Annotated in this window: 18 protein-coding genes; 3 read left to right on the top strand and 15 right to left on the bottom strand. The window is 74.8% G+C overall.

What is annotated here, in order from left to right; translation table 11 throughout:
- The first annotated feature begins 32 nt into the window (after positions 1 to 32).
- Entirely contained in the window at positions 33 to 1,145 is a 1,113-nt protein-coding gene (locus tag D9C15_RS13560; RefSeq protein ID WP_127998050.1) for a transglutaminase-like domain-containing protein, read from the top strand.
- On the opposite strand, the gene D9C15_RS13555 is transcribed toward D9C15_RS13560, so the two are convergent.
- On the bottom strand, positions 1,120 to 1,887 hold the full coding sequence (locus D9C15_RS13555; RefSeq protein WP_127998048.1) for a GNAT family N-acetyltransferase: 768 nt from the start codon (positions 1,885 to 1,887) through the stop codon (positions 1,120 to 1,122). The genes D9C15_RS13560 and D9C15_RS13555 overlap by 26 nt on opposite strands.
- Before the next feature lie 40 nt (positions 1,888 to 1,927).
- Positions 1,928 to 3,295, bottom strand: a complete 1,368-nt coding sequence (locus D9C15_RS13550; RefSeq protein WP_127998046.1) for an MFS transporter — start codon at positions 3,293 to 3,295, stop codon at positions 1,928 to 1,930.
- Positions 3,296 to 3,335: 40 nt separating this feature from the next.
- On the opposite strand from D9C15_RS13550, the gene soxR reads away from it, so the two are divergent.
- Entirely contained in the window at positions 3,336 to 3,785 is a 450-nt protein-coding gene (gene soxR / locus D9C15_RS13545) for a redox-sensitive transcriptional activator SoxR (protein WP_127998044.1), read from the top strand.
- Here soxR and D9C15_RS13540 read toward each other — a convergent pair.
- Together D9C15_RS13540 and D9C15_RS13535 are read right to left on the bottom strand one after the other, a co-directional pair.
- Positions 3,772 to 4,953, bottom strand: coding sequence for an MFS transporter (locus D9C15_RS13540; protein WP_127998042.1), 1,182 nt, complete (start codon positions 4,951 to 4,953; stop codon positions 3,772 to 3,774). The two genes, soxR and D9C15_RS13540, sit on opposite strands and share 14 nt — an antisense overlap.
- Positions 4,934 to 5,383, bottom strand: a complete 450-nt coding sequence (locus tag D9C15_RS13535) for a PACE efflux transporter (RefSeq protein ID WP_205854796.1) — start codon at positions 5,381 to 5,383, stop codon at positions 4,934 to 4,936. Before D9C15_RS13535 ends, D9C15_RS13540 begins: the two co-directional genes overlap by 20 nt.
- Positions 5,384 to 5,445: 62 nt before the next feature.
- Between D9C15_RS13535 and D9C15_RS13530 the strand changes: the two genes are divergently transcribed.
- A complete protein-coding gene (locus D9C15_RS13530) occupies positions 5,446 to 6,306 on the top strand; it encodes a LysR family transcriptional regulator (RefSeq protein WP_127998040.1) in 861 nt (286 codons plus the stop codon).
- Here the strand turns inward: D9C15_RS13530 and D9C15_RS13525 are convergent.
- From D9C15_RS13525 to D9C15_RS13475, 11 genes are all read right to left on the bottom strand, one after another.
- Positions 6,242 to 9,064, bottom strand: coding sequence for a serine/threonine-protein kinase (locus tag D9C15_RS13525; RefSeq protein ID WP_127998038.1), 2,823 nt, complete (start codon positions 9,062 to 9,064; stop codon positions 6,242 to 6,244). The genes D9C15_RS13530 and D9C15_RS13525 overlap by 65 nt on opposite strands.
- 291 nt (positions 9,065 to 9,355) lie before the next feature.
- A complete protein-coding gene (locus tag D9C15_RS13520; protein WP_127998036.1) occupies positions 9,356 to 9,805 on the bottom strand; it encodes a hydrogenase maturation protease in 450 nt (149 codons plus the stop codon).
- Positions 9,802 to 11,295: a Ni/Fe hydrogenase subunit alpha gene (locus D9C15_RS13515; protein WP_127998034.1), complete on the bottom strand. Its 1,494-nt coding sequence runs from the start codon at positions 11,293 to 11,295 to the stop codon at positions 9,802 to 9,804. Before D9C15_RS13515 ends, D9C15_RS13520 begins: the two co-directional genes overlap by 4 nt.
- The gene (locus D9C15_RS13510; RefSeq protein WP_127998032.1) at positions 11,288 to 11,827 is read right to left on the bottom strand and encodes an NADH-quinone oxidoreductase subunit B family protein; all 540 of its coding nucleotides are present in this window, start codon (positions 11,825 to 11,827) and stop codon (positions 11,288 to 11,290) included. Before D9C15_RS13510 ends, D9C15_RS13515 begins: the two co-directional genes overlap by 8 nt.
- Positions 11,828 to 11,830: 3 nt before the next feature.
- Positions 11,831 to 12,532 (bottom strand): 2Fe-2S iron-sulfur cluster-binding protein, encoded by a 702-nt coding sequence (locus D9C15_RS13505; protein ID WP_127998030.1) that lies wholly within the window; start codon positions 12,530 to 12,532, stop codon positions 11,831 to 11,833.
- The gene (locus D9C15_RS13500; RefSeq protein WP_127998028.1) at positions 12,529 to 14,343 is read right to left on the bottom strand and encodes an NAD(P)H-dependent oxidoreductase subunit E; all 1,815 of its coding nucleotides are present in this window, start codon (positions 14,341 to 14,343) and stop codon (positions 12,529 to 12,531) included. Before D9C15_RS13500 ends, D9C15_RS13505 begins: the two co-directional genes overlap by 4 nt.
- A gap of 60 nt (positions 14,344 to 14,403) precedes the next feature.
- Positions 14,404 to 15,681, bottom strand: coding sequence for a M16 family metallopeptidase (locus D9C15_RS13495; protein WP_127998026.1), 1,278 nt, complete (start codon positions 15,679 to 15,681; stop codon positions 14,404 to 14,406).
- A gap of 54 nt (positions 15,682 to 15,735) precedes the next feature.
- On the bottom strand, positions 15,736 to 16,647 hold the full coding sequence (locus tag D9C15_RS13490; protein ID WP_127998024.1) for a TIR domain-containing protein: 912 nt from the start codon (positions 16,645 to 16,647) through the stop codon (positions 15,736 to 15,738).
- Positions 16,648 to 16,688: 41 nt separating this feature from the next.
- The gene (locus D9C15_RS13485) at positions 16,689 to 18,281 is read right to left on the bottom strand and encodes a calcium-binding protein (protein WP_164886721.1); all 1,593 of its coding nucleotides are present in this window, start codon (positions 18,279 to 18,281) and stop codon (positions 16,689 to 16,691) included.
- Positions 18,282 to 18,364: 83 nt separating this feature from the next.
- The gene (locus tag D9C15_RS13480) at positions 18,365 to 21,634 is read right to left on the bottom strand and encodes a beta strand repeat-containing protein (protein ID WP_127998020.1); all 3,270 of its coding nucleotides are present in this window, start codon (positions 21,632 to 21,634) and stop codon (positions 18,365 to 18,367) included.
- A 149-nt stretch (positions 21,635 to 21,783) separates the two neighbouring features.
- The gene (locus D9C15_RS13475; RefSeq protein ID WP_127998018.1) at positions 21,784 to 25,494 is read right to left on the bottom strand and encodes a TIR domain-containing protein; all 3,711 of its coding nucleotides are present in this window, start codon (positions 25,492 to 25,494) and stop codon (positions 21,784 to 21,786) included.
- Positions 25,495 to 25,496 lie beyond the last annotated feature (2 nt).

The following is a 25,496-nucleotide window of genomic DNA, read 5'->3' as shown; positions in this document are numbered from 1 at the left end:
TCGCCCCCGATCGCAACCGAGTGGAGAACCCGATGACCTCGTCGCCCCTGCGCCGCCGCCTGCTGAAGGCCGCTGCCGCCGCCTGGCCGGCGGCCGTGCTGCCGCGGCTGGCGCTCGCCCAGGAACGCCGTTTCGACCCGCAGCCCGGCGCCTGGCGCAGCTTCGAGCTGACCACCCGCGTCGACGTGCCCGAGGCCCGCGGTACGACGCGCCTGTGGCTGCCGCTGCCCGACCTCGAGACCGACTGGCAGCGCCCGCTGGACAACAGCTGGAGCGGCAATGCGAGCAGCGCACGCGTCGTGGCCGACCCGGCACGCGGCGTGCGCATGCTCCATGCCGAGTTTGCGGCCGGCGGCCCGGCGCCGTCGCTGGTGCTGACCAGCCGCCTGCAGACGCGCGACCGCGCGGTCGACTGGAACCGGCGCGCGGCCCCGGCCGAGGATCCGGCGCTGCTGCGCGCCCAGCTCGCGCCCACCGAGCTGCTGCCCACCGACGGCATCGTGAAGAAGACCGCGCTCGAGGCCACCAAGGGCGCGCGGACCGAGCTCGACAAGGTGCGCGGCATCTACGAGTGGGTGGTGGCCAACGCGCACCGCGAGCCCAAGGTGCGCGGCTGCGGCAACGGCGACATCCGCACCATGCTCGAGACCGGCAACCTGGGCGGCAAGTGCGCCGACCTGAACGCCATCTTCGTCGGCCTGTGTCGCGCCGCGGGCATCCCGGCGCGCGACGTCTACGGCCTGCGCCTGGCGCCCTCGGCCTTCGGCTACAAGGAACTGGGCGCGAACCCGGCCAACCTGAAGGGCGCGCAGCACTGCCGCGCCGAGGCCTACCTGGCCGGGCTGGGCTGGGTGGCGATGGACCCCGCCGACGTGCTGAAGGTGATGCGCCAGGAGACCGCCGAATGGATCAGGGATCCGGCGCACCCGGTGGTCGCGCCGGTCAAGGCCGGCCTGTTCGGGCGCTGGGAGGGCAACTGGGTCGGCTTCAACACGGCGCACGACATCACGCTGCCGAACCAGTCTGCCAAGGGCACGCTGCCGTTCCTGATGTACCCGAACGGCGAGAACGCCGAAGGCCGCTTCGACGAGCTGTCGCCGGACAGCTTCCGCTACACGATCAGCGCGCGCGAGCTGACGGCCTGAACGCCGCGCGGCCCGGCCCCTCGGCCGGGCGACGCTGCAGCATGACGAAGAACTGCGGCCGCTGCACGCGAAAGCCGAGCGTCTCGTAGATGCGCTGCGCCGGGCTGCCTTCGGCCACCCACAGCATCGGCCGTTCGCCCCCGGCGACGATGTCGGCCACCAGCTGCTGCACCAGCGCGCTGGCGTGGCCGCGCCCGCGCTGCGCGGGATGTGTGCAGACCGAGGCGATCTCGCGCAGGCCGCCGGCGCCCATCCGCGTGCCGGCCATCGCGACCAGCCGGCCGGCGTCGAACACGCCCCGGAAGCGCCCGAGTTCGAGGCAGCGCGGCGCGAACATGCCCGCCGCCCCGGCCTCCCGGGCCAGCGCGGCCATGGCCGGCAGGTCGCGCGGGCCGAGAGGCACGGCCGGCGGGGCCGGAACGATGGGCGGCGCCACGCCGTGCCAGTGCATGCGCAGCGCGCGCTTGGACACCAGGGTCTGCCAGCCGGCCCGGGCGCGCTCGGGCAGCGGCGCGTCGAGCATCAGCAAGGCGCTTTCACCCGGCGCGAACCAGCGCGCCAGCGCCGCGGGGTCGGGTGCGTGCGGATCGGCGCAGGCGGCGAAGCCGAGGAAACCGGGGCGGTAGCGGCGCACCCGCGCATCGCCGACGGCGAAGGCGGCATGGTGGCCGGCAAGGTTGTGCCAGACGAGGTGGTCGGCCGGCGCGGACGCGCGGCCGGGCAGCGGATTCGAAGGCGACATGCGGCCGACCTACGGCGCCGGCCGCGCGGCGGACGCAGCGTCAGCCGAAGGCCCGTCGCGCCAGCCCCGCCCCGAGCAGCGCCAGCCCGATCGGCAGCGCGAGCACCAGTGCGAACGCACGCGGGCCGTCGAGGCCGCCCAGCGTGAACAGCCCGCCGGCCAGCGCCAGCGCGGCGCTGGTGGTCAGTGCGTCGGCGAGCTGCAGCGCCGAGGCGTGGCGGCCCTGCTCCTCGGGGCGCGAGAGCGCGAGCGTGAGCACCGAGAGCATCGGGAAGCCCAGCCCGATTCCGAAACCGGCCAGCGCCCAGCCGGTGAAGGTGGCGATGGTCGAGGAGGTGCCGGCCGCCAGCGGTGCGGCCACGATCGCCAGGCCCACGGCCACGCCGGCCAGGCCGGCCTGGAGGCCGCGGCGCCGGTGCTGCGCGTCCTGAAGCCGCGCCTGCACGGCGCTGCCCAGGCTCCACATCACCGCGCCGGTGCTCAGGGCGATGCCGGCCTGGGCCAGGCTCCAGCCGGCCGCGCGGGTGAGGGCGAGCGGCAGGAACACCTCGGCGCAGCCGAACGCGCTGGCCAGCAGGCCGCGCAGCGCCACCACCGCGGGGAGCCCCGGTGCCGCCGCCAGGCTGCCGCGTGGCAGCAGCCGGGCCGCAGCCAGCCCGGCGGCGGCCAGGCCGGCGAGCAGCGCCGGGCCGCGCCAGGCCGCGGGCAGCGCCTGCCCCGCGGCATGCAGCAGCAGCGCACCGAGGGCGGCGAGCGCGGCCCAGGCCAGGCGCTGGTCGACCTGCGGTGCAGCCGCGCGTGCCGGGCGCGGCAGGCGGCCGAACGAGGGCAGCAGCAGCAGCGCGGTGAGCGGCACCAGCGCGGCGGCGACGAAGAACACCGAGCGCCAGCCGAGCCAGTGCACCAGCCCGGCGGCCAGCGGCGGGCCGACCAGCCCGGGCACCACCCAGGCCGCGGCCAGCAGCGCGAACAGGCGCGGGTGCAGCGCGGCCGGCACCAGCTGCCCCATGCCGACGTACAGCGCCACGCCCAGCATGCCGGCGCCGAAGCCCTGCACCACGCGCCCGGCCACCACCCAGCCCATGCCCGAGGCGGCGCCGGCGATCAGCAGCCCGGCGCCGAACACGACGAGCCCGAGCGCGGTGGCGCGGCGCGCGCCATGCCGGTCGCACCAGCGCCCGGCCGCCACCATGCCGATCACCGAGGTGGCGACCATGCCGCCGAAGGCGAGCGCGTACAGGCCCAGCCCGTCGAGCGCGGCGGCGATGGCCGGCATCGCCGCGGCCAGCGCCATCGCCTCGAAGGCGATCAGCGAGACCAGCGCGACCGCGCCCAGGCTGGCGGCGACCAGGCCGCGCGAGAACAGGCCCGGCGCGGGCGGCGGCGGAACGGTGAAGCAGGAGTCCATCGCGGCAGAATAGGACCTCGAGTCCACTCGAGGTCAAGCGATGGCGCAGGAGTTCCTGAGCGTCCGCGAACTGGCCGCACGCAGCGGCGTGGCGGTGACCGCGCTGCACTACTACGAGTCGCGCGGGCTGCTGGCCGCGCAGCGCAGCGCCGGCAACCAGCGCCGCTACCCGCGCGCGGCGCTGCGCCGCGTGGCCTTCATCCGCGCCGCGCAGCAGCTCGGCATCGGGCTGGCCGAGGTCGCGCAGGCACTCGCCGAGCTGCCCGAGGGCCGCACGCCGACCAAGGCCGACTGGGCCCGGCTGTCGACGCACTGGCGCGCGCGCCTGGACGAGCGCATCGCCGCGCTGCAGGCGCTGCGCGACCGGCTCGACGGCTGCATCGGCTGCGGCTGCCTGTCGCTGCGCGCCTGTGCGCTCTACAACCCGGGCGACGAGTGCGGCGCCGCCGGCGCGGGCGCGCGGCGCCTGCCGCCGATCACGCGCGCCTGACGAGGCGCAGCGTGCCGAGCGCCAGCAGCGCGAGCGCGGCGAACGCGGCGCCGGCGTGGAAGGTGGCGGCGGCGCCGACGCTGTCCCACAGCCCGCCGGCGATCGCGCTGGCGGCCAGCAGCGCCAGGCCGGCCATCAGGTTGAACACGCCGTAGGCGGTGCCGCGCAGGTCGTCGGGCGCGGTGTCGGCCACCATCGCGGCGAGCAGGCCCTGCGTCATGCCCATGTGCAGGCCCCACAGCGCGACGCCGGCGAGCAGGCCGGACCAGCCGCCGGCCTGCGCGAGTACCAGGTCGGCCGCGATCAGCGGCAGCAGCCCGAGGGCGAGCAGCGTCCGGTGATCGTGGCGGTCGGCCAGCCGGCCGAAGGGGTAGGCGCTGGCGGCGTAGACCAGGTTCATCGCCACCATCACCAGCGGCACCGCGGCCGCGTCGGCGCCGAGCTGCTGTGCGCGCAGCACCAGGAAGGCCTCGCTGAACCGGGCCAGGGTGAACACCGCGCCGACCGCCACCACCTGCCAGTAGGCCGCGCCGAGCCGTGCCAGCGCGGCACGCCGGATCGGGTTGACCGGCACGGCGTGTGCCGGCCGCGGCGGTTCGTGCACGCCGACGGCCAGCAGCAGCACGCTGAGCACCGCGGGCACCACGGCGACCCAGAACACGGCGCGGAAGTCGTTGGCCCACCAGACCATCAGCGCGCTCGCCAGCAGCGGCCCGGCAAGGGCCCCGACCGTGTCGAGCGACTGGCGCAGGCCGAAGGCGGCGCCACGCACGTCGCGCGGCACCAGGTCGGCCAGCAGCGCGTCGCGCGGCGCGCCGCGGATGCCCTTGCCGACGCGGTCGACGAAGCGCGCCGCCATCACCATGCCGAGGCCCTGCGCGAGCGCAAACGCCGGCTTGCTCGCGGCACCGAGCCCGTAGCCGAGCAGCGCCAGGCCTTTGCGTCGGCCCAGCCAGTCGCTCAGCGCGCCGGAGAACACCTTGACGATCAGCGCGGTCGCCTCGGCCACGCCCTCGATCAGCCCGACCGCCAGCACGCTCACCCCGAGCGTGCCCACCAGGAACAGCGGCAGCAGGCTGTGGATCATCTCGGACGAGATGTCCATCAGCAGGCTGACGCCACCCAGCGCCCAGACGGCCGCCGGCAGCCTAGGGCGCAGGCTGACCATGCCGGATTGTCGTCGGGCGCAGGTGGTCCCAGCCCCAGTGGAACAGGTAGGTGTAGGGCAGGAAGAAGGCCAGCATCCCGGCGTCCAGCAGCAGCGCCTCGACCCAGGAGATGCGCAGCCACCAGACCGCGAAGGGCACGCACAGCAGCACCAGGCCGCCTTCGAACAGCAGCGCGTGCACGACGCGGGTCGACGCGCTCGCGCGGCGCCCGAGCGCGGCCAGCGCACGGTCGAAGCCGGCGTTGAAGGCGACGTTCCAGGCCAGCGCGATCAGGCAGTTGGCCAGCGTCACCACGCCCATCGCGGCCCAGCCGGTGTGAAACAGCCAGCCGAACAGCGGGGTGCAGATCAGGATCGCCAGGGCCTCGAAGGCGAGCGCCTGGGCGACCCGTTCGGGCAGGGACTTGGGCGGGGACAGGGGCGGGGACATGGCGCGATGATGCAGGCGGGTTGCGATGGAACAAAGTCGATAACCATCGACAATCCCGATGGATGAACAGCCCCTCCGTCGACGCCCTGCTGGTGTTTGCCGAAGCCGCCGTGGCCGGCTCGTTCTCGGCCGCGGCGCGTGCGCTCGGGCGCAGCCAGTCGACCGTCAGCACGACCATCGCCAACCTGGAGGTGGACCTGGGCGTCGCGCTGTTCGACCGCTCGACGCGCAAGCCCACGCTGACCGAGCCCGGCCGGGCCCTGCTCGCACGCAGCCAGGAGGTGATCGACGCGGCGCGGCGCCTCGACCGCGCGGCGCGCGCGCTGGCCGCCGGCACCGAGGTGCGCCTGACGGTGGCACTGTCGGACACCTACGCCTCCGACCCTTTCGAGGCCGCGCTCGGCCAGCTCGACGAGCGTTTCCCGGACCTGCAGCTCGAATGCCTGATCGCCGAATGCGACGACGTGGTCGCGCTGGTGCGCAGCGGGCGCGTGCAGCTCGGCGTGGTCGAGGCCCAGCCGCGTTACCCGGCCGAGCTGCTGGCGCAGACGCTGGCCGCGCCGATGGAGCTCGGCCTGTACGTGGCGCCGGGACATGCACTCGCCCGCGCGCGCCGGATCGACGCCGAGGCACTTGCCCGGCACCGTGCGCTGCGCCTGACGACCATCGTCCGGCCGGCCGCGGGCGACGCGCCGGCGCCGGGCTGGTCGGCGCCGAGCTACCTGATGCTGATGGAGCTGGCGCAGCTCGGCTTCGGCTGGGCCGCGCTGCCGCGCTGGCTGGTGCAGCGCTACGGCGGCGGGCGGCTGAAGGAGCTGCGCGCCAACGGCTGGCCGCGGCGCGTGGCGCTCGACCTGCTCAGCGCACGCCAGCGCCCGCTCGGCCCGGCGGGGCAGTGGCTGCAGCAGGTGCTGGCGGGCTGAGGCCGAGCGCGCGGCGGGCGCGCTCGATGCCGGCCGCGCAGTCGGCGAGCTCTTGCGAGCCTTGCGGCTGCAGCGGGGCCAGCAGCGCCTGCGCGTCGGCGAAGGCCGCCAGCGCCTCGGCGGGCTGCCCGCCGGCCAGCTGCGCCTGGCCCAGCGCGACCGACCACAACGCGCGTTCGCGGTCGCGCACGGCGGGCGGGGCGCGCTCGTCCCAGACCTTGGCGCCGCGGATCAGCGACAGCGCCTCGTCATGCCGGCCCTGGGCGCTGCGCAAGGCGCCCAGGCGCAGCCGGATCGCCGCTTCCTGCGGCGTGCCCGCGGCGGCCGGTGCGGCGGCGGGCAGCGTGCGGAACGCCGCCTCCGCGTCGTCGAGCCGGCCCAGCCGCGTGAGCACGAACGCCGCGCCGGCACGCGCGGTCCGCGCCGCGCCGCTCGCGGCGCCGAGCAGGGCCGTGACCTCGCGCTCGGCCTGCTGCCACTGGTCCAGCGCCTCGGTGAACCGGCGTGCGGCGGTGAGCGTGTTGGCGCGGCTCATGCGCACCGTCGCCACGTCCCAGGTCGGCCGGCCGCCGCTCTGGACCGTGGCCACCCGCAGGGCCTCGTCGTAGTGCCGCAGCGAAGCCGCCATGTCACCCCAGCGGCGGTACAGCAGTCCCAGCTGGTTGCGGGTGAACACCACCTCCTGGTGCTCGGCACCCAGCAGCTGGAGCTGCTGGGCGAGCACGGCTTCCTGTTCGGCCGCGGCCGCCGCCATCTGGCCCTCGCCGGCCAGGGCCATGGCGTGCACGCTGCGCGCGTCGAGCAGCGCCTTGGTCGGGCGCTGGCCGTACAGCTCGCGCGCCAGCGCGTAGGCCCGTCGGGCCGGGTCGATGGCGCCGGCACGCTGGGCGCCCTCGAGCGTGATCGCGGCCTGCACGTAGGCCTGCAGCAGCTCGCGCCGGTCGACCGGCGCCGCCTGCCGCTCGGCCGCGTTCACCGATTCGCGGGCCGCCTCGATCGCCCGCTCCGGCTCGCCCTGCTGCATGTGCGCGCAGGCCTTGCCGCGCAGCGCGGCGGACAGCATGCGCAGGTCGCCGGCGGTGCGCGCGAAGCGCTCGGCAACAGCGAACGAGGCCGCCGCCGCGACACATTTCGCGCTCAGCTGCAGCGCGAACCCCCGCTCGAGCGCGGCGGTGGCCGTGGCCCGGTGCGCGTCGCCCAGGCTGCGCCGGGCGATCTGCAGGGCCTCGTCGAGCACCGCCAGCGAGCCGTCCAGCTCGCCCAGGCCCAGCAGGCCCTTGCCGACCGTCGTCAGCAGCTCGACCCGGATCGCGTCGTCGCCGATCGCCGCCGTGTCGAGGCGCTCGCGGGCCTGCTTCAGCAGGTCGGCCGAGCTCATGTGGCGGGTGGCGCCCAGCTCCACGTCGGCCGCGGCGAAGAACGACAGCACGAACTCCTTCACCGCCTCGGCGCGCGCGGCCTGCCGGGCGGCGAGCTGCGCCTGCCACCAGGAGATGCCGGTCGCGCCGACGAGTGCGGCGAAGATCGCCGCGGCCGCTCCCACCGCGACCCGATGGCGCTCGACGAAGCGCCGCGTCCGGTACTGCCACGACATCGGCTGCGCCAGCACCGGTTCGCCGCGCTGGTGCCGGCGCAGGTCGTCGGCGAACTCGGCCGCTGTCGCATAACGCTGTGCCGGCAGCTTGGCCAGCGCCTTCAGCACGATCGTGTCCAGGTCGCCCGCCAGGGCCGCGCGCAGGTGGCGCAGACCGCCGCCCAGGGCCGCGGCGCCGGCGGCGGACAGGGCGGCGCTGGGCTTCAGCACGTCGGCCGCCACGATGGCCTGCTCCATCTGCGCCGCCGACACCATGGCCAGCCGGTAGGGCCGTTGCCCGGTCAGCAGCTCGAACAGCACGACGCCGAGCGCGTAGACGTCGCTGGCGATGGTCAGCGCATCGCCCGTCACCTGCTCGGGGCTGGCGTAGTCCGGCGTCAGCGCGCGGCCGGCCATCTGCGTCAGGGCGGTCTCCGCGCCGCCGTCCTCGTCGGCCAGCAGCTTGGCGATGCCGAAGTCGAGCAGTCGCACCTGGCCCTCGGTGGTGACGAGGATGTTGGCCGGCTTCAGGTCGCGGTGGATCACCAGGTGTGCATGCGCGTACTGCACCGCGTCGAGCACCTGCTCGAACAGCCGCAGCCGCGCGGCGATGCCGAGCCGGCGCTCGTCGCACCAGCGGTTGATCGGCTGGCCGACCACGCGCTCCATCGCCAGGTACGGCAGCCCGTCGGCGCTGACGCCGGCGTCGTACAGCCGCGCGATGTTCGGGTGCTCCAGCCGCGCCAGGATGTCGCGTTCGCGCCGGAAGCGTGGTGCCAGGTCGGGCCGCAGGCGGTTCAGCAGCGGCAGCTTCAGCGCCACCTCGCGTTCGAACGCGCCATCGATGCGCCGGGCCAGCCAGACCGCGCCCATGCCGCCGCGGCCGATCTCCTCGACCAGTTCGTAGGGGCCGACCCGCCCGCCCGGTTCGAGCCCGGCCGCTCGAACCGGCTCCAGCGTGGCCGGCAGGAGCCGGGCCGGCAACCCGGCGAGGAAGTCGTCGCCCGCCCCGGTGTCGGCCGGACAGGCCTCGAGCAGCATGTGCACGGTGCGGCGCAGCGCCTCGTCCACCCCGACCTGCGCGGCGAGCCAAGCCGCACGCTGCTCGCGCGGCAGGGCCAGCGCCTGGTCGAGCAAGGCGCTGATCTCGCTCCATCGCGCCGCGAGCAGGTTCAACGAACCCATGCGCCCCAGTCTAAGAGTCTGCGCGGCAGAAACCCAGGCCCGCGCCGGGCGGCCAAGGCCGCTGGCGAAGGCGCGGCGCGCGGCGCGGGCTGGCCGCCCGCGCAAGCGGCGCAACGCACGCCAGCGGCCTTGGGTGCCCCGGCCCGCAGGGTTGAGCCCGCCGAGGGGCGCATGCGTCGTTGCACCCCTGGCCCGGGCGGCCAGCCCGGCCGGCGGGCTGCGCCTGGCCTGCGCCCCTTGGCGGGCTCAACGCGGGCCTGGGTTTCTGCCGCGCAGACTCTTATGCCCTGTTCAGCGACGCTCCTCCAGCCAGGCCCGGGTGAGTTCGATCGCGCGGGCCAGGTGCTGGCGAGCCGCGTCGCCGAGGCCCTCTCCCAGCCCGAAGGCCTCGCCCTGGACGGCCAGCAGCCAGGCCGGGGGCGGCCTCTGGCCCTGCACCTGCTCGAACACCCCGAGCACCGCGGCCGGTGCGAGCGCGTGGCTGGCCGGCGGGTGGCCGTGTTGCGGCGCCAGCGCGGCGAGCTGCGCGCCGCCGGGCACCGGCGCGCGCGAGGCATCGACGAACAGCACCGCGCGCCGGCCGACCAGGTCGAGCGCGTGCTCCACCTGCAACTGGAACTCCTCGAGCAGCTCGACACCGTCCGGCGCGCCGGCGCGCAGCGCGTCGAGCAGCAGCGGCCCGAGCGCGTCGTCGCCGCGGCTGCGGTTGCCGACGGCGATCACCAGCAGGGGGGCGGTCACGCGCAGGCCGGGTCCAGGCGTTCGAAGCGGCCGTCGCCATGCCGCACGACGGCATCGACGAGCCGCTCGTCCGCGTCGACCAGGTTCACCTCCAGCGGCATCTGCCCGAGCGCGTGCGTGGCGCAGCTCAGGCAGGGGTCGTAGGCGCGGATCGCCACCTCGAGGTGGTTCAGCAGGCCTTCGCTGACCTCGCGGCCGTCGAAGTACTGCGCCGCCACCGCGCGCACCGATTCGTTCATCGCCTGGTTGTTGTGGGTGGTGCTGACGATCAGGTTGCACCAGGTGATCAGGTCGTCGTCGCCGATCGTGTAGTGGTGGATCAGCGTGCCGCGCGGCGCCTCGATCACGCCGACGCCCTCGCGCTTGGCGGGGCGCTCGGCCGGCAGCGGCGCGGTCAGTTCCCCCTCGAGCAGCGCCGGCTCGTCGAGCAGGCGCGCGATCACCTCCATCGCGTGCAGCATCTCGATCATGCGCGCCCAGTGGTAGGCGAGCGTGGCATGCACCGGCCCGCGGGCGAGAAACCGTTGCCGCTGCGCCTCGGCACGCGGCGTGTCGATCAGGTCGCAGGTCTGCAGCCGCGCCAGCGGGCCGACGCGGTACCAGCCGGCCTCGCGCCCGAGCGCGCGCAGGTGCGGGAACTTCATGTAGCTCCAGGGCCGCGTCTCCTCCTCGATCAGGTCGAGGTAGCCCTGCACGTCGGCGCCGTCGAGGAAGGTGGCGCCGTCGGCATCACGCGCGCGCAGCACGCCGTCGTAGAGTTCCATCGCGCCGTCGCGCGGCCGCACCAGCGACAGGAACGAGCTGCGCAGCCGCCCGAAGCCGTCGTACAGCGCCGGATTCTGCGCATGCAGCGTCGCCACCAGGTCGACCGCCTGCTCGCACCAGTCGAGCATCTGCGGTGCCTGCGCCGCCAGGCCGTCGCGCTCCTCGCGCGTCAGGTGACGATTCACGCCGCCGGGCACCGAGCCGCTGCCGTGCACGCGCTTGCCGGCAGTCAGGCGGATCACCTCCTGCCCGTACTTGCGCAGCAGCACGCCCTGGCGCGCGATGTCCGGGTGGGCGGCCGCCACGCCGACGATGTTGCGCCTGGCGACGGCGCTGTCGAAGCCGAACAGCAGGTCCGGCGAGCTGAGGTGGAAGAAGTGCAGCGCGTGCGACTGCATGATCTGGCCGTAGTGCATCAGCCGGCGCATCGTCTCGGCGGTGGGCGGCAGCTGCCGGATGCCGAGTGCGTGGTCGATCGCCTTGCTCGCCGCCAGGTGGTGCGACACCGGGCAGATGCCGCACAGGCGCTGCACCATGACCGGCACTTCCCAGTAGGGCCGGCCGACGATGAAGCTCTCGAAGCCGCGGAACTCGACGATGTGCAGCCGCGCCTGCTGCACGCGGTTGTGCTCGTCCAGCAGCAGGGTGACCTTGCCATGGCCCTCGACCCGCGAGACCGGGTCGATCGCGACCCTTCGGAGTGCCGGTGAGCGCGCGTCAGTCATAGTGGATCAGCCCATGGCCGAGCGCCGGCCGCCGGCCCTCGAGCAGTGCGGTGACGCAGGCCCAGATCGCGTCCGCGCCGGGCGGGCAGCCGGGCAGGAAATGGTCGACATGCACCACCTCGTGGATCGGGTGCACCTTGGCCAGCGGCAGCGGCAGCTCGGGGTCGTCGGGCACCGCGCTGTCGGCGGCGAGGCCGGGCCGCGAGTCGTAGACCTCGGTCAGGATGCGCCCGATGTCCAGCGCGTTGCGCTGCGCCGGCAGCCCGCCGTTGATCGCGCAGGCGCCGACCGCCACGAGGGTCTTGCACGCCGCGCGGAACTCGCGCAGCACGTGCACGTTCTCGGCATTGCACAGCCCGCCCTCGATCAGGCCGATGTCGCAGGGCCCGCAGTGCTTGATGTCGGTGAGCGGGCTGCGGTCGAACTCGACGATCTCGGCCAGCGTGAACAGGCGTTCGTCGATGTCGAGGAAGGACATGTGGCAGCCGAAGCAGCCGGCCAGCGACACCGTCGCGATGCGGGGTTTGCCCATGCCCTATTCCTCCGACACCGGCGCCTTGTCGAAACGCCGCTGCCCGATCGGCACCACGAAGCCGCGCCGCTTGGGCAGGATCGCGCCCACCGGGCAGACGCTGGCCGCGAAGTCGCCCTCGGCGAAGCTGCTGTCGCCCAGCTTGCCGGTCGGCGAGTTGACGATCAGGTGCGCGCCGATGCCGTGCCCGCCGATCGCGAACACGTCCTTGCCGTCCACCTCGTGGCTGGCGCGCACGCACAGCTTGCAGAGGATGCAGCGGTTCAGGTCCAGCCACATCGTCGGGTGGCTCGCGTCCACCGGCCGGTGCGGATAGAACTCCTCGAACTGCGGCCCGAGCATGCCCATCTCGTAGGCGGTGGCCTGCAGCAGGCAGTTGCCGCTCTTCTCGCACGAGGGGCAGAAGTGGTTGCCCTCGACGAACAGCATCTGCAGCAGCAGGCGGCGGTCGGCGTCGCGCTCGGGTGTGCGGTTGGCGACGCGGTCGCCCGGCGCGGCGCGCGTGGTGCAGGCCGCCGCCTTGCGCACATGGCCCTTCGCGTCGGTCACCTCCACGGTGCACACCCGGCAGGCACCGCTCTGACCGAGCCGCTCATGCCAGCACAGGTGCGGCACGTAGTGGCCGGCGCGCCGCGCGGCCTGCATCAGCGTGTCGCCGGGTTCGAACGGCACCTCGGCGCCGTCGAGCTGGAAGCTGTTGCTCATGGTGCGATGCGGGGGGCGTGGGCGAGTTCGTCGCCGGGGTCGTGGCGCCGCGTGACCCGCCGCGCGCTGGCCAGCTCGGCGTCCGGGTCGAAGCCGGGCACGAAGTCGGGCGACTGCAGGCGGCGCAGGTAGGCCGGGCGGAAGCGGTCGATCGTGTGGCGCAGCGGGTTGGCCGCGGTCGCGCCCAGGCCGCAGTGGGTGCTGCCGTGCAGCAGACGGTCGAGGTCGCGCAGCTCGGCCTCGTCGAACAGCGAGCCGTGGCCTTCGGCGAGCTTGTCCATGCGCCGCACGATCAGCTCGGTGCCGACGCGGCAGGGCGTGCAGAAGCCGCAGCTCTCGTGGGCGAAGAACTGGGCGAAGCCGCGCGCCACCTCGAACAGGTCGCGCCGCGCGTCGAACACCATGAAGGCGCCGGCGGTCGGCACGTCGTCGAAGGCGATGCGGCGGCCGAACTCGTGCGCCGCCAGGGTCTGCCCCGAGGGGCCGCCGACCTGCACCGCCTGCACCTCGCTCGCGCCGCAGTCGGCCAGGATCTGCTCGACGCTGACCCCGAACGGGTACTCGTACAGCCCGGGGCGCTCGCAGTCGCCGCTGACCGAGTGGATCTTGGTGCCGCTGCTGCCCGGCACGCCGAGCGCGGCCCACCAGGCGCCGCCGCGCTGCGCGATTTGCGCCGCGGCGCACCAGGTCTCGACGTTGTTGACCACGGTCGGCTGGCCCAGGTAGCCGCTTTCGACCGGGAAGGGCGGGCGGATGCGCGGCGTGCCGCGCTTGCCCTCGAGCGACTCGATCAGCGAGCTCTCCTCGCCGCACACGTAGGCGCCGGCGCCGAGGTGGATCGCGACGTCGAAGTCGAAGCCGGCCTGGCCGGCGATGCGCAGGCCCAGCAGCCCGGCGGCGCGGCGTGCGGCCAGCACGGCCTCGAGCGACTCGAGCATCCAGCGGTACTCGCCGCGCAGGTAGACGAAGCCCTGGCGCGCGCCGAGCACGAAGGCGCCGACCGTCATGCCCTCGAGCACGGCGTCGAAGTGGCGCCGCAGCAGCACGCGGTCCTTGAAGGTGCCGGGCTCGCCCTCGTCGGCGTTGCACACCACCACGCGCGTGCCGCCCTCGGGCACCGGCGCCTGGCGGCACAGCGTCCACTTCAGGGCGGTGTCGAAGCCGGCCCCGCCGCGGCCGCGCAGGCCGGACTGACGCAGTTCCTGCAGCGTCGCGTCGGCTCCGCGCGCCAGCGCGGCGCGGATCGCCTCGCCCTGCGCGGGCGGCGCGGCGAGCAGCACGTCGGCGCGGCGCACCTGGTCGTCGATGCGCTGCCAGTCGGCCGGCCACTGCGCGGGCGGCACCTGCGCGCGCACCAGGTCGGCGATCTCGTAGATGCGCTGGCTGTCCAGCCGCGTCAGCACCTGGTGCTGGTTGACCAGCAGCGCCGGGCCCTGGTCGCCCAGGCCGATGTCGGAACAGAAGCCGACGCTGACGAGGCCGTCCTCGCTGACCTTGCCGGGCTCGATCCACAGCCGCCGGCACAGGTCGCGCGCGAGCACGCGGCTGCCGGCCTGGCGCTCGATCACGTTGTCGCTGAACAGCAGGTGGTAGCGCCCCACCGGCCGCAGGTGGAAGAAGCGGTAGAAGCCGGCCACGCCCTCGACGACCGCCGCGCTCAGCCCGACCCCCGCGCCGATGCGCGCGAGCAGCTCGCGCGGCAACCAGTGCGTGTGCGCCTGCACCTCGCGCAGGATCTGCACCAGCTGGTCGCGGCGCCGGCCGCGGCGGTTGAGCACCTGCTCGACGATCTCGTCCTGCGTGGCGGTCATGGCGAGGCGATTGGACCTTGCGGTCGGAGGCCCGACCTTGACATCGCTCAGCGGGCGCGGTCAAGCCTGGTCGAGCAAAGCCCTCGCCCTTTCGCTCGCCGCACGGCCCACCTGGCCCGACAGCGCGAGCGACACGCCGGCCGCCAGCATGCCCTCGAAGGCGGCGCGCACCTCGCGCGTGCCGACGGCGCGCAGCTGGGCCAGCCGCTCGGCCTCGCTGCGCACGCGGCCGAGCGCGAACAGGTCGAGCGCGGCGTCCTCCAGCCGGCGGTAGGGCCGCTCGAGCGCGCGCAGGCGGCGCACGGTGATCTGGTTCTGGGCCCGCTCCAGGTCCAGCGGCGCCACCTGCCGGGCATGCGTGCGCAGCAGCCGCATGGTCTGGGTCAGCAGCTCGTCGAGCTGCTCCGGCGCCGTCGAGGCCTCGATGACGAACTGGCCGAAGCCGTCGTACACATCGGCCGAGCAGGCGGTGTAGTAGGCCAGGCCGCGCCGCTCGCGCAGCTCGGCCAGCAGCGGGGAACTCATGCCGTCGCCCAGCACGCCCGCCGCCACGCTGCCGGCCATGTCCTCGGCCGCCAGTCCGGGCAGCGGGAAGCCGAGCACCGCGTGGGTCTGGCTGCTGCCGGCCAGGCGCAGCGTGCGGATGCCGCCCTCGTAGGCCGGCGGCTCGACGCGGTTGGGTGTGCCGCGAGGCATGTCGCCGAAGGCGGCCTCGGTGGCCTTGAGCAGCGCGTCGGGCGCGATGCCGCCGGCCACGCCGACGATCAGGTTGGCGCCGCTGTACAGGCGCTGCACATGCGCCACCAGGTCGGCGCGGGTGAAGCGCTCGATGTTGCGCCGCGTGCCGATCACCGGCTGGGCCGCCGGGTGTGTGCCGAAGCAGGCCTTGTCGAACAGGCGGAAGGCGCTGGCCAGCGGGTCGTCCTCGTCGTCGGTGAACTCGTGCAGCAGCACCTGGCGCTCGCGCTCCAGCTCGTCGGCCGGAAAGGCGGCGTGGCGCACGATGTCGCCCAGCATCGCGACGAACGCGGCCGCGTCGCGCGCCAGGCCGTGCATGTGGAAGGCGGTGTGGTCCTTGTCGGTGTGCGCGTTGACCTCGGCGCCGAGCCGCTCGGCGTCGAGGTTGATGCGTGCCGCGTCGCGCGTGGCCGTGCCCTTGAAGGCCATGTGCTCGATCACGTGGCCGATGCCGCTGGCGAGGCGCGTCTCGTGCAGGCTGCCGGCGCGCACGAACACGCTGACGCTGACCGTGGGCAGCGGCAGCGGCACGGCGACCAGGCGCACGCCGTCGGGCAGCGTGGTGACGAGGGTCGGGGCGGTCAGGGCGGGGTCGGTCATCGGCGGCGCGGTCGGCGGGGAGGGCGAGGATACGCCGCGCCCGGTCACGGCTTGTCAGCCGCGCCCGAGCGCCGCCAGCAGCCCGGCCCGGTCCTCCCGGGCGGCCGGGTAGTCGGGCAGCAGCTTCAGCGCCTTGTCGACGCAGCGCAGTGCCTCGCGCAGCCGGCCGCGCAGGGCCAGCACGCTGCCCAGGCCGTTCCACGCGCCGGCATCGGCCGGGCGTTCGGCCAGCGCCGTGCGGAAGGTGCGCTCGGCGGCGTCGAGCGCGGCGCCGGCCTCGTCGCCGCGGCCCAGCCGCTGCAGCGCCTGGGCGACGTTCTTGTGGCCGTAGCCGCGCGTGAGCTGCAGGTCGCCGTCCTGCGGGTGGCGCGGGCAGACGCGGTCGAGCAGGCGCAGCGTGCGCCGCGCCTGCGCGAGGGCGCGGGCCGGCGTGGCGTCGAGCAGCGCGAAGTAGCGCTCCTGCTGCTGCCACAGCTCGGCATGGATCTCGCCCAGCGTGCCGCGGCGCAGCGCCGGCACCAGTTCGCGCAGCCGCTCCACCAGCGCGGCCACGTCGTGCCGCCAGTGTGCATCGCGCAGCGGGCAGGCCTGCCATTCGAGCAGGCGGCGCAGCGGCCTCGGCAGCGCCTCGGGCGCCGGCAGCCTTGCGCCGCCCACCAGCACCGGGATCACCTTGCGCCGCGGGCCGGCCAGCGCGGCGGCGATCTCGCGCCGCAGCACGTCGCGCGGGTCGGCCAGCCGCCGGCGCTGGCGCGGCGCGAACCACTTCGGCCCGATCAGCACCAGCACCACCTGCGTGCCGCGCAGTGCCGCCTCGATCTCGCGCTGCCAGCGCACGCCGGGCGCGAGGTCGTCCACGTCGCGGAACACCAGGTCCTCGCCGAAGCGCAGGTTCAGGTGCTGGCCCAGCCGGGTGCACCAGGCGGCACTGTCGGCGCGGCGGTAGGAGAGGAACAGGGCGGGCATGGCCGGGGGAGCATAGCCCGCCCGCCGGCCCGACCCGGCCGCTACACGATCACGAAGTCCGACGCCGTCAGCGCGGTGCCCGCCGTCACGGTGGCGAACAGCACCTGCGCGCCGGCGCCCGAGCCGTCGGCGTCGTAGAAGAGCTGTCCGCTCGCGCTGTCGTAGACGATGCGGTCGTTCGTGTCGCCGGCGGCGGTGCCGGCGCGGAAGGCGCCGGCCGCCAGCGTGCCGACGCCGATCGCGCTGAACACCGTGCGGGCGAGCTGGAAGCTGTCGTCGGCGGCGACGAAACCCTGCAGCTGGTCGGCGTTGTCGGTGCCCGGTGTGTTGGCAAAGCGGAACAGGTCCTGCCCGGTGCCGCCGACCAGCCGGTCGTTGCCGAGCCCGCCCTCCAGGGTGTCGTTGCCGGCGCCGCCGGTGAGCGTGTCCTGGCCGGCACCGCCGCGCAGCAGGTTGGCCGCGCTGTTGCCGGTGAGCGTGTTCGCCAGAACGTTGCCCGTGCCGTTGATCGCCGCGCTGCCGGTCAGCACCAGCTTCTCGAGGTTGGCGCCGAGCGTGCGGCCGACGCTGCTGCGCACGGTGTCGATCTCGTTCGAGGCGCTGCCGGTCTCGCTGACGATGTCGCCCGGGTTGTCCACCACATAGGTGTCGTTGCCCGCGCCGCCGACCAGCGTGTCGGCCCCGGTGCCGCCGTTCAGCACGTTGGCCGCGGCGTTGCCGGTGAGCCGGTTGGCCAGCGCATTGCCGGTGCCGTTGATCGCGGCGGCGCTGGTCAGCACCAGGCGCTCGAGCCCGGGGCCGAGCGTCCAGCTCACGCTGGCGCGCACGGTATCGAGCTCGAAGGCGGTATCGCCGGCCTCGAAGACGATGTCCAGCGGGTGGTCGACCACGTAGACGTCGTTGCCGTCGTAGCCCGCGAGGCTGTCGATGCCGGCGCTGCCGTCGAGGGTATCGGCCCCGTCGAACCCGGTCAGCGAATCGTTGTCGGCGCCGCCGTTGAGGCGGTCGCCGCCCGGGCCGCCGTCGAGCGCATCGTTGCCGGCCTCGCCGTTGAAGACGTGGATGACACTGCCCGGATCGGCCATCGGGGCGACGACGACATCGTTGCCGGCACCGGCCGACACGAGCAGCGCCGTCGGCCGGCCGAGGGTGCCCGAGTACGGCTCGAGAAAGAAGAAGTCGTAGACGTCCACGCCCGGGGTTCCACGGAAGTGGGTTCCCGTGGAGTCGATCCGCTCGATCGCCCGCAGGGGCAGGCTGGTCGCGAGCTGAAGGTCGCCGTTGACCAGGTCCACGCTGTCGAAGCCGTCGCCGCCTTCGATGTCCGAGGCCACCAGGCTGGTCACGGCGTTCAGGTCGAAGCGGTCGTCGCCGTCGTAGCCGTACATCACCCCGGCCTGGCCGGCGCCGATCAGCAGGTCGTTGCCGGCGCCGCCGTCGAGCAACTCGCCCTGGTCGGCCACCAGCGTGTCGTTGCCGTTGCCTCCGCCGAGGATGTCGGCTCCGGCGCCGCCGATCAGCAGGTCGTCGCCGTCCCCGCCGCGCAGCAGGTCGGCCCCGCCCAGGCCCCGGATGACGTCGCTGCCGGCGGTGCCGTCCAGGGTGTCGTTGTCCTCGTCGCCGACGATCTCCATGCGCTGCCTCCCTCCCCGGCAACGCGCCGTCGCGGCGTCTGTGCTTCCCGGGGCCGCCATTCTGCCCCGGGGAGCCGAACGCCCTACACGATCACGAAGTCCGACGCCGTCAGCGCGGTGCCCGCCGTCACGGTGGCGAACAGCACCTGCGCGCCGGCGCCCGAGCCGTCGGCGTCGTAGAAGAGTTGTCCGCTCGCGCTGTCGTAGACGATGCGGTCGTTCGTGTCGCCGGCGGCGGTGCCGGCGCGGAAGGCGCCCGCCGCCAGCGTGCCGACGCCGATCGCCGAGAACACCGTGCGGGCGAGCACGAAGCTGTCGTCGGCGGCGACGAAGCCCTGCACCTGGTCGACGTTGCTCGTGGCGTTCAGCGCGGTGCCGAAGCGGAACAGGTCGGCGCCGCTGCCGCCGGCCAGCAGGTCGTTGCCGAGCCCGCCGTCCAGCACGTCGTCGCCCGCGCCACCGCTGAGCGTGTCGTTGCCGCTGCCGCCGCGCAGCTCGTTGGCGCCGCCGTTGCCGGTCAGCGTGTTGGCCAGCGCATTGCCGGTGCCGTTCAGCGCGGCGCTGCCGGTCAGCACCAGGTTCTCGAGGTTGGCGCCGAGCGTGCGGGTGACGCTCGCGCGCACGGTGTCGATCTCGCCGGCCGGGCCGGTCTCGGTGGTCACGTCGCCGCTGTGGTCGACCACGTAGGTGTCGCCGCCCGCGCCGCCGATCAGCGTGTCGGCCCCGGTGCCGCCGTTCAGCACGTTGGCCGCGGCGTTGCCGGTCAGCTGGTTGGCCAGCGTGTTGCCGGTGCCGTTGATCGCGGCGTTGCCGCCGAGCACCAGGCGCTCCAGGTTGGCGCCGAGCGTCCAGGTGACGCTGCTGTTCACCGTGTCGATGTCGGTGGCCAGGCTGCTGGCCTCGAACACCATGTCGCCCGCGGCATCGACGAAGTAGACGTCGCTGCCGCGCCCGCCGACGAGCAGGTCCAGCCCGGCGCCGCCGTCCAGCGTGTCGTTGCCGCTGCCGCCGTCGAGCAGGTCTTCGCCGTTGCCGCCGGCCAGCGTGTCGGCGCCGCCGGCGCCGAGCAGGGTGTCGTCGCCATCGCGGCCCTCCACGCGGTTGGCCAGCGCCGAGCCGTGCACCACCTCCGCCCCGGCGGTGGCGATCAGGTGCTCGAAGCCGGCGAACTGCCCGCCGCCGGCCACCAGCATCGCGTCGGCCGTGAGGTCGAAGAGCGTGCCGTCGGCGGCGGCAGCGGCGCCGGACAGGTCGAGCAGGTCGGTGCCGCCGTTGCCTTCGTAGACGCCGGACAGGGAGGCGACGACGGTGTCGTCGCCCAGGCCGCCGTAGACGCTGTCGGTGCCGCCGCCGCCGATCAGCAGGTTGGCGCCGTCGTTGCCCACCAGCGTGTTGGCGTTGACGTTGCCGGTGGCCACCAGGTTGGCGCTGCCGAGCAGCTCGACGCGCTCGATGCCGAAGCTGTCCTGTCCGGCCGTGGCACCGAGCGTGATGGAGACACTCGAGCGCACGGTGTCCACGCCGCCCGGTGCGCCGGCCAGGGCGTCGATCACCACGTCGCCGACGTCGTCGACCAGGTAGAGGTCGTCGCCGTCGGCGCCCTCGAGCCGGTCGGCCCCGCTGCCGCCATCCAGCGTGTCGTTGCCCAGGCCGCCGGCGAGCGTGTCGTCGCCGGCGCCGCCGGTGATGCCGTCGTGCCCGCCCGCGCCGCTGATCGCGTTGGCGGCGGCGGTGCCGATCAGCGTGTCGTTGCCGCCCGCGGCGACCAGGTTCTCGAACTCGGTGTAGCTCTCGCCGGCGAAGTTGGTCGTGCCGGTGGCCAGGTTGACGAGGTAGTTGCCGCCGTACGAGCTGGTGTCCAGCGTGTCGATGCCGGCGCCGCCGACGGCGGTGTCGGTGCCGTAGGAGGCGTAGACCAGGTCGTCGCCGTCGCCGCCGAGGGCGCTGTCGTTGCCGATCACGCCGCGCAGCGTGTCGTTGCCGGCGCCGCCCTCGAGCCGGTCGCTGCCTTCGCCGCCGTCCAGCAGGTTGGCGCCGCCGTTGCCGACCAGCACGTTGTTCAGTCCGTTGCCGGTCGCGTTCAGGTTGGCGCTGCCCTGCAGCTCGACACGCTCGATGCCGTAGCCCGACTGCCCGGCGATGTCGGACAGCACCTGCGAGACCGCGCTGCGCACCGTGTCCGCGCCGGCGGCGGTGTCGTTCCCGGCTTCGAGCACCAGATCGCCGGCCGCATCGACGATGTACAGGTCGTCGCCGCTGCCGCCGCGCAGCGTGTCGACCCCCGCGCCGCCGTCGAGCGAGTCGTTGCCGGTGCCGCCGGTGATGTCGTTGCCGGCCGCGGTGCCGATCAGCGTGTCGTTGCCGGCGCCGGCGACGAGGTGCTCGAACTCGGTGAAGCTCTCGCCGGCGAAGTTGGTCGCGCCGGTGACGAGGTTGACGAGGTAGTTGCCGCCGTACGAGGTGGTGTCCAGGGTGTCGACGCCGTCGCCGCCGGCCGCCACGTCGGTGCCGAGCACGGCGTAGACCAGGTCGTTGCCGTTGCCGCCCAGCGCGGTGTCGTTGCCGCCGCTGCCGTTGAGCGTGTCGTTGCCGTCGCCGCCCTCGAGCCGGTCGTTGGCAGCGCCGCCGGTCAGCGTGTCGGAGCCGCCGCCGCCGATCAGGGTGTCGTTCTGGTCGCCGCCGTTCAGCCGGTCGCCGCTCGGGCCGCCGGTCAGGCTGTCGTTGCCGCCCTCGCCGTTGAGGGTGTTGAAGAACGAGCCGAGGGGGGTGTTGCTGGCGTACACCACGTCGTCGCCGGCCCCGGCTGACAGGGTGATCTCGGCCGGCAGGCCGAAGCCGGGCGACCAGGTGTTGAAGGGCCGGAAGTCGTAGCTGTCGTTGCCCGCCGTGCCGCGGAAGTCGGTCAGGTAGGTGTCGAGCAGTTCCACCTCGACGAAGGGCAGCGTCGTGCCGAGCTGCAGCACGCCCTGGATCAGGTCGGCGCTGTCGCTGCCGGCGCCGCCGCTGATGATGCAGCCGGTCAGGTCGGTCACCGTGTTGAGGTCGAAGCCGTCGTCGCCCGCCTCGCCGTACAGGCTGTCCTGGCCGCTGCCGCCCACCAGCAGGTCGTTGCCGGTCCAGCCGTACATCAGGTCGTTGCCGGCGCCGCCGATCACGGTGTCGTTGCCGCTGCCGCCGTCCAGGGTGTCGTTGCCGCTGCCGCCGTCGAGCGAATCGTTGTCGCCGCCGCCGTCGACGAAGTCCTGGCCGTCGCCGCCGGCGAGCGTGTCGTTGCCGAGCGCGCCGGCGATGGTGTCGTCGCCGGACGTGCCGGAAAGGTTGTTCGCGGTGTCGTCGCCGTTGATGATGGCCATGTGATGCTCCCGTTTGCGCCTGCGCCGTCACGGCGCCGTGACGCGTGCCGGGATGATCCGGGGCGCGGCGTTACGCCGGCGTTATCCGGGCCACGGGACTTCGGGGGTACGCCACGGCCGCCCCCCCGGCTCGCGGGGGGCGCGGCTCGTCAGCCCTGCCAGCGCAGCAGCACCAGCCCGCAGGCGCCGGCCACCGCGAGGTGGCTGTCGTCGAGCCAGGCGCAATGCGCCAGTGCGCCGTCGACCACCAGCGCGGCGAGCGTGCCGCCGCCGGCCTGCCAGATGCGGATGGCGCCGTCCTCGGCCACCGAGGCGATCAGCCGGCCGCCCGGGTGCACGGCGCAGCCGGTCACGCGTGCATGGTGGCCGAGCAGCACCTGGCGCTCGCGACCGTCGGGCCAGTGCCACAGGCGCAGGCTGCCGTCGTCCGAGGCGCTGGCGAGGAAGCCGCCGTCCGGCGCGAAGGCGAGTGCGTTGACGGCGCGGGCGTGTTCGCCGAACTCGAGCAGAGCGAGCCGGCGCGCCGCCGCGTCGGCGGCCAGGCGCTCGGTGCCGGCGAACCAGGCTTCCCACAGCGCATCCCCTTCGGCCGGCACGCGCCAGCGGCGCAGCGTGCCGTCGATGCCGCCGCTGACCACATGCTGGCCGTCGGGGGCGAAGGCGCAGGCGGTCACCGTGTCGCGATGGGCCACGAAGCCGAGCCGGCGCGTGCGATCGCGCAGGTCGGCCAGGCGCAGCGTGCGGTCGGCCGACGCGCTGGCCAGCAGGCTCACCGTGGCGTCGAAGGCGCAGGCGGTGACCGCGCCGCGGTGTGTCGGCAGACGCGCCACCAGGCGCGTCTGCAGCGTGCCCCAGAGCGCGACGCTGCCATCGGCGCCGCCCACCGCGAGCATGCCGGCGTCGGGCGCCAACGCACAGGCCAGCGCCAGCCCGGCGGCGCCGGGCGGCAGTTCGCGCAGCGCCTGGCCGCGGCCGTCGCACAAGGCGAGCGCACCGTCGCTGCGTGCGACGACCAGCAGGCCGGCCGCGGCGGCGAAGGCGCTGCTGGGGGCCCGCCGCGGCGCGGCCGGGGCCCCCTCCGGCGGGCCGTCGAGCCGCCACAGGCGCAGGCTGCCGTCGTCGGCCGCCGAGGCGAGCCGGGCGCCGTCCGCGGACACCGCCAGGTCGTTCACCGCGCCGGTGTGGCCGACGTAGCCGTGCGTCGGCGCACCGCCGTCGACCGACCAGCGCAGCAGCCGGCCGTCCGCCGCGGCGCCGATCAGGCCACGCCCGTCGGGCGTGAAGGCGCAGCGGCTCCACGCCGTGCCGCGCTGCGCCTGCAGCACCTGCAGCGCCTGGCCGTCGTCGGTGCGCCACAGGCGCAGCGTGCCGTCGGCGCCGGCGCTGGCGAGCAGGGTGCCGTCGGGCGAGAAGGCGCAGCCGTTGACCGCCGCGGCATGGCCTTCGAGCACCTGGCGCACGCCGCGTTCGGCCAGCGACCACAGCACCACGCTCTGGTCCGACGAGGCCGAGGCCAGCCAGCGTCCGTCGGCGCTCAGCGCGCAGCCGTTCACCGCGGCCCAGTGGCCGTCGCCGGCGCGGCTGACGTACCAGCCGCCGCGCTCCTCGTCCCAGGCGCGCGCCAGCACCGCGAGGCAGGCGCCGTCGTCCACGCTCCACAGCCGCAGCGAGCCGTCCAGCGAGGCGCTGGCGAGCAGCCGGCCGTCGGCCGAGGCGGCGCAATCGCTCAGCCCGTCGGTGTGGCCGGTGAACGCGGCCAGTTCGCTGCCGGCCGCCGTGTCCCACAGGCGCAGCCGGCGGTCCAGCCCGGCCGAGGCGAGGCGCCGCCCGTCGGGCAGGAACACCAGCCGGCGCACCCAGCCGGTGTGGCCCACCAGCACCGCCAGCTCGCGGCCGCTCGCGGCGTCCCACAGCCGGATACGGCCGTCGTCGCCGGCGCCGGCCACGCGCGTGCCGTCGGGGCTGATCGCACAGGCGAGCAGGGCGCCGCGCGGCAAGGCGAGGCTGCGGATCAGCGCGGCCGGCGGCAGGTCGGGCAGCGGCTGCGCCGGCACCAGCGGCGGCGCCGGCGCGTCGCCCGGCACCGGCAGGTGGCCGTACAGCGTGGCGTGCAGCGCGGCGTGGCTGTCGCAGCGCGCCAGCAGGTGCTGGCACTGCACGAAGGCGACGCGCCAGGCGCGCAGCGCGAGGTCGTCCGGCCCGGCCTGCTCGGCGGCCTGCAGGTCGGCCTCGGTGGCAAAGGCATGGCGCGCGCGGGTCTTGGCGGCGAGGTAGTGCAGGTCGCGCACGGTGCGGCGCAGCTCGTCGGCGCGCCCGGCGGCCACCAGGTGCAGCGCCAGCGTGTCCCACAAATAGGGTTCGTCGGGCGGCAGGTCGGCCCAGTCGCCGGTCGCCGGGCGCAACGCCTCGAGCAGCGCGCCGTGCCGGATCGGCATCTGGTCGCCGAGGCGCTCGAGCAGGAAGCGCCGGATCACGTCGTGCAGCCGGATGTGGCGCCGCGCCGGGTCGAAGTCCAGCAGCAGCGAGAGCCGGTGCAGCCGCTCGGCCAGCGCCTCGGCGTCGAACTCGTCGAGCGCGCCGGTGCGGTGCCAGTAGCGTGCCAGCGTGGCCAGCGGGATCACCTGGTCCTCGGGGAAGATGGCCAGGTCGTCCAGGCGCGCGCGTTCGTCGGCGTCGAGCTGCGCCAGGCTCAGGCCGAGCGTCTGCGCCACGGCGCGGTCGCGGTGCGCGGCGTCGCGCGCGTCGAAGAAGGTCAGCCCGCGTTTGTCCAGCGCGGTGCCGACCCAGGCGAGCGCCGCGGCCGGCGCCTGGCCCTGCTGCAGCCGCTCGCGCAGCGCACCGTTGACGAGCTTGATCAGCAGCGGCCATTCGCCGAGCCGGCCGGCCAGCGCGGCGAGCGCCGCCTCCTGCCCCGGGGGCAGGCCGTGGGCCAGCAGCGCCGCGGCCTCGTCGCGCTGCATCTGCGCCACGTCGATGCGCTGCGTGCCGGCCGGCAGGGTGTCGACGTTGCGCGTGGTGACCAGGCGCGCGCAGCGCGGCCCGCCGCGCAGGAAGGGCGCGGCATGGGCCGCGTCCCACAGGTCGTCGATCACGATCAGCAGCTCGCGCTCGGCCAGCAGGTCGGCCAGTGCCGCCGCAGCGGCCTCCAGCCCCGCGTAGCCGGGGCGCTGGCCGCACAGCACCTGGATCAGGTCCTCGACGCGGCCGGTCAGCTCGCCCGGGTTCTCGCCCAGCGTGACCCACAGGATGCCGTCGTCGAAGGCGGCCTGCACCTCCTCGTGGTGGCAGGCGGCGCGTGCCAGCGCGGTCTTGCCGTAGCCGCCGGCGCCGCGCAGCGCGGTGATGCGCGCCACCGGCTCGCCGCGCGCGCGGTCCACCAGCAGCGGCACCAGGCGCTCGATCAGCGAGCGGCGCGGCACGTGGTCGGCCGGCAGATCCTCGACCATGAAGGGCACGCGGCGCGGCCGCGGCGTGCCCTGCAGGTCGGCCAGGAACTTGGGCCATTCCTGGTCCAGGTCGTAGAAATGCGCGCTGCGCATCCAGCGCGGCATGGCCGCGAAGTCCAGCCCCGGCGCGGCCATCACCGGGTAGACCGCCACGCCGCGCTGGCGCGCGTAGCGCCACTCGCGCCGCACCAGCTCGGAGGCCAGCGCGGCCGGCGTCATCACCAGCACCAGGAACACGACGCGGTCCAGCGCCTCGGTGATCTGCAGCCACCAGTCGCGCCCGCCCTCCAGGCCCTCGCGGTCGCGCCACAGCGCGATGCGCTCGCCGGCGAGCCGCTCGCGCAGCCCGCGTGCGAAGGCCTCGCCGTCGCGGCGGGCGTAGGAGACGAAAACACGCGGGGCGTCGGTGGCCACGC

This window comes from Piscinibacter defluvii (genome assembly GCF_004011805.1).
Lineage (GTDB): Bacteria > Pseudomonadota > Gammaproteobacteria > Burkholderiales > Burkholderiaceae_C > Piscinibacter > Piscinibacter defluvii.
This window is presented reverse-complemented; position numbering and strand designations above follow the sequence as displayed.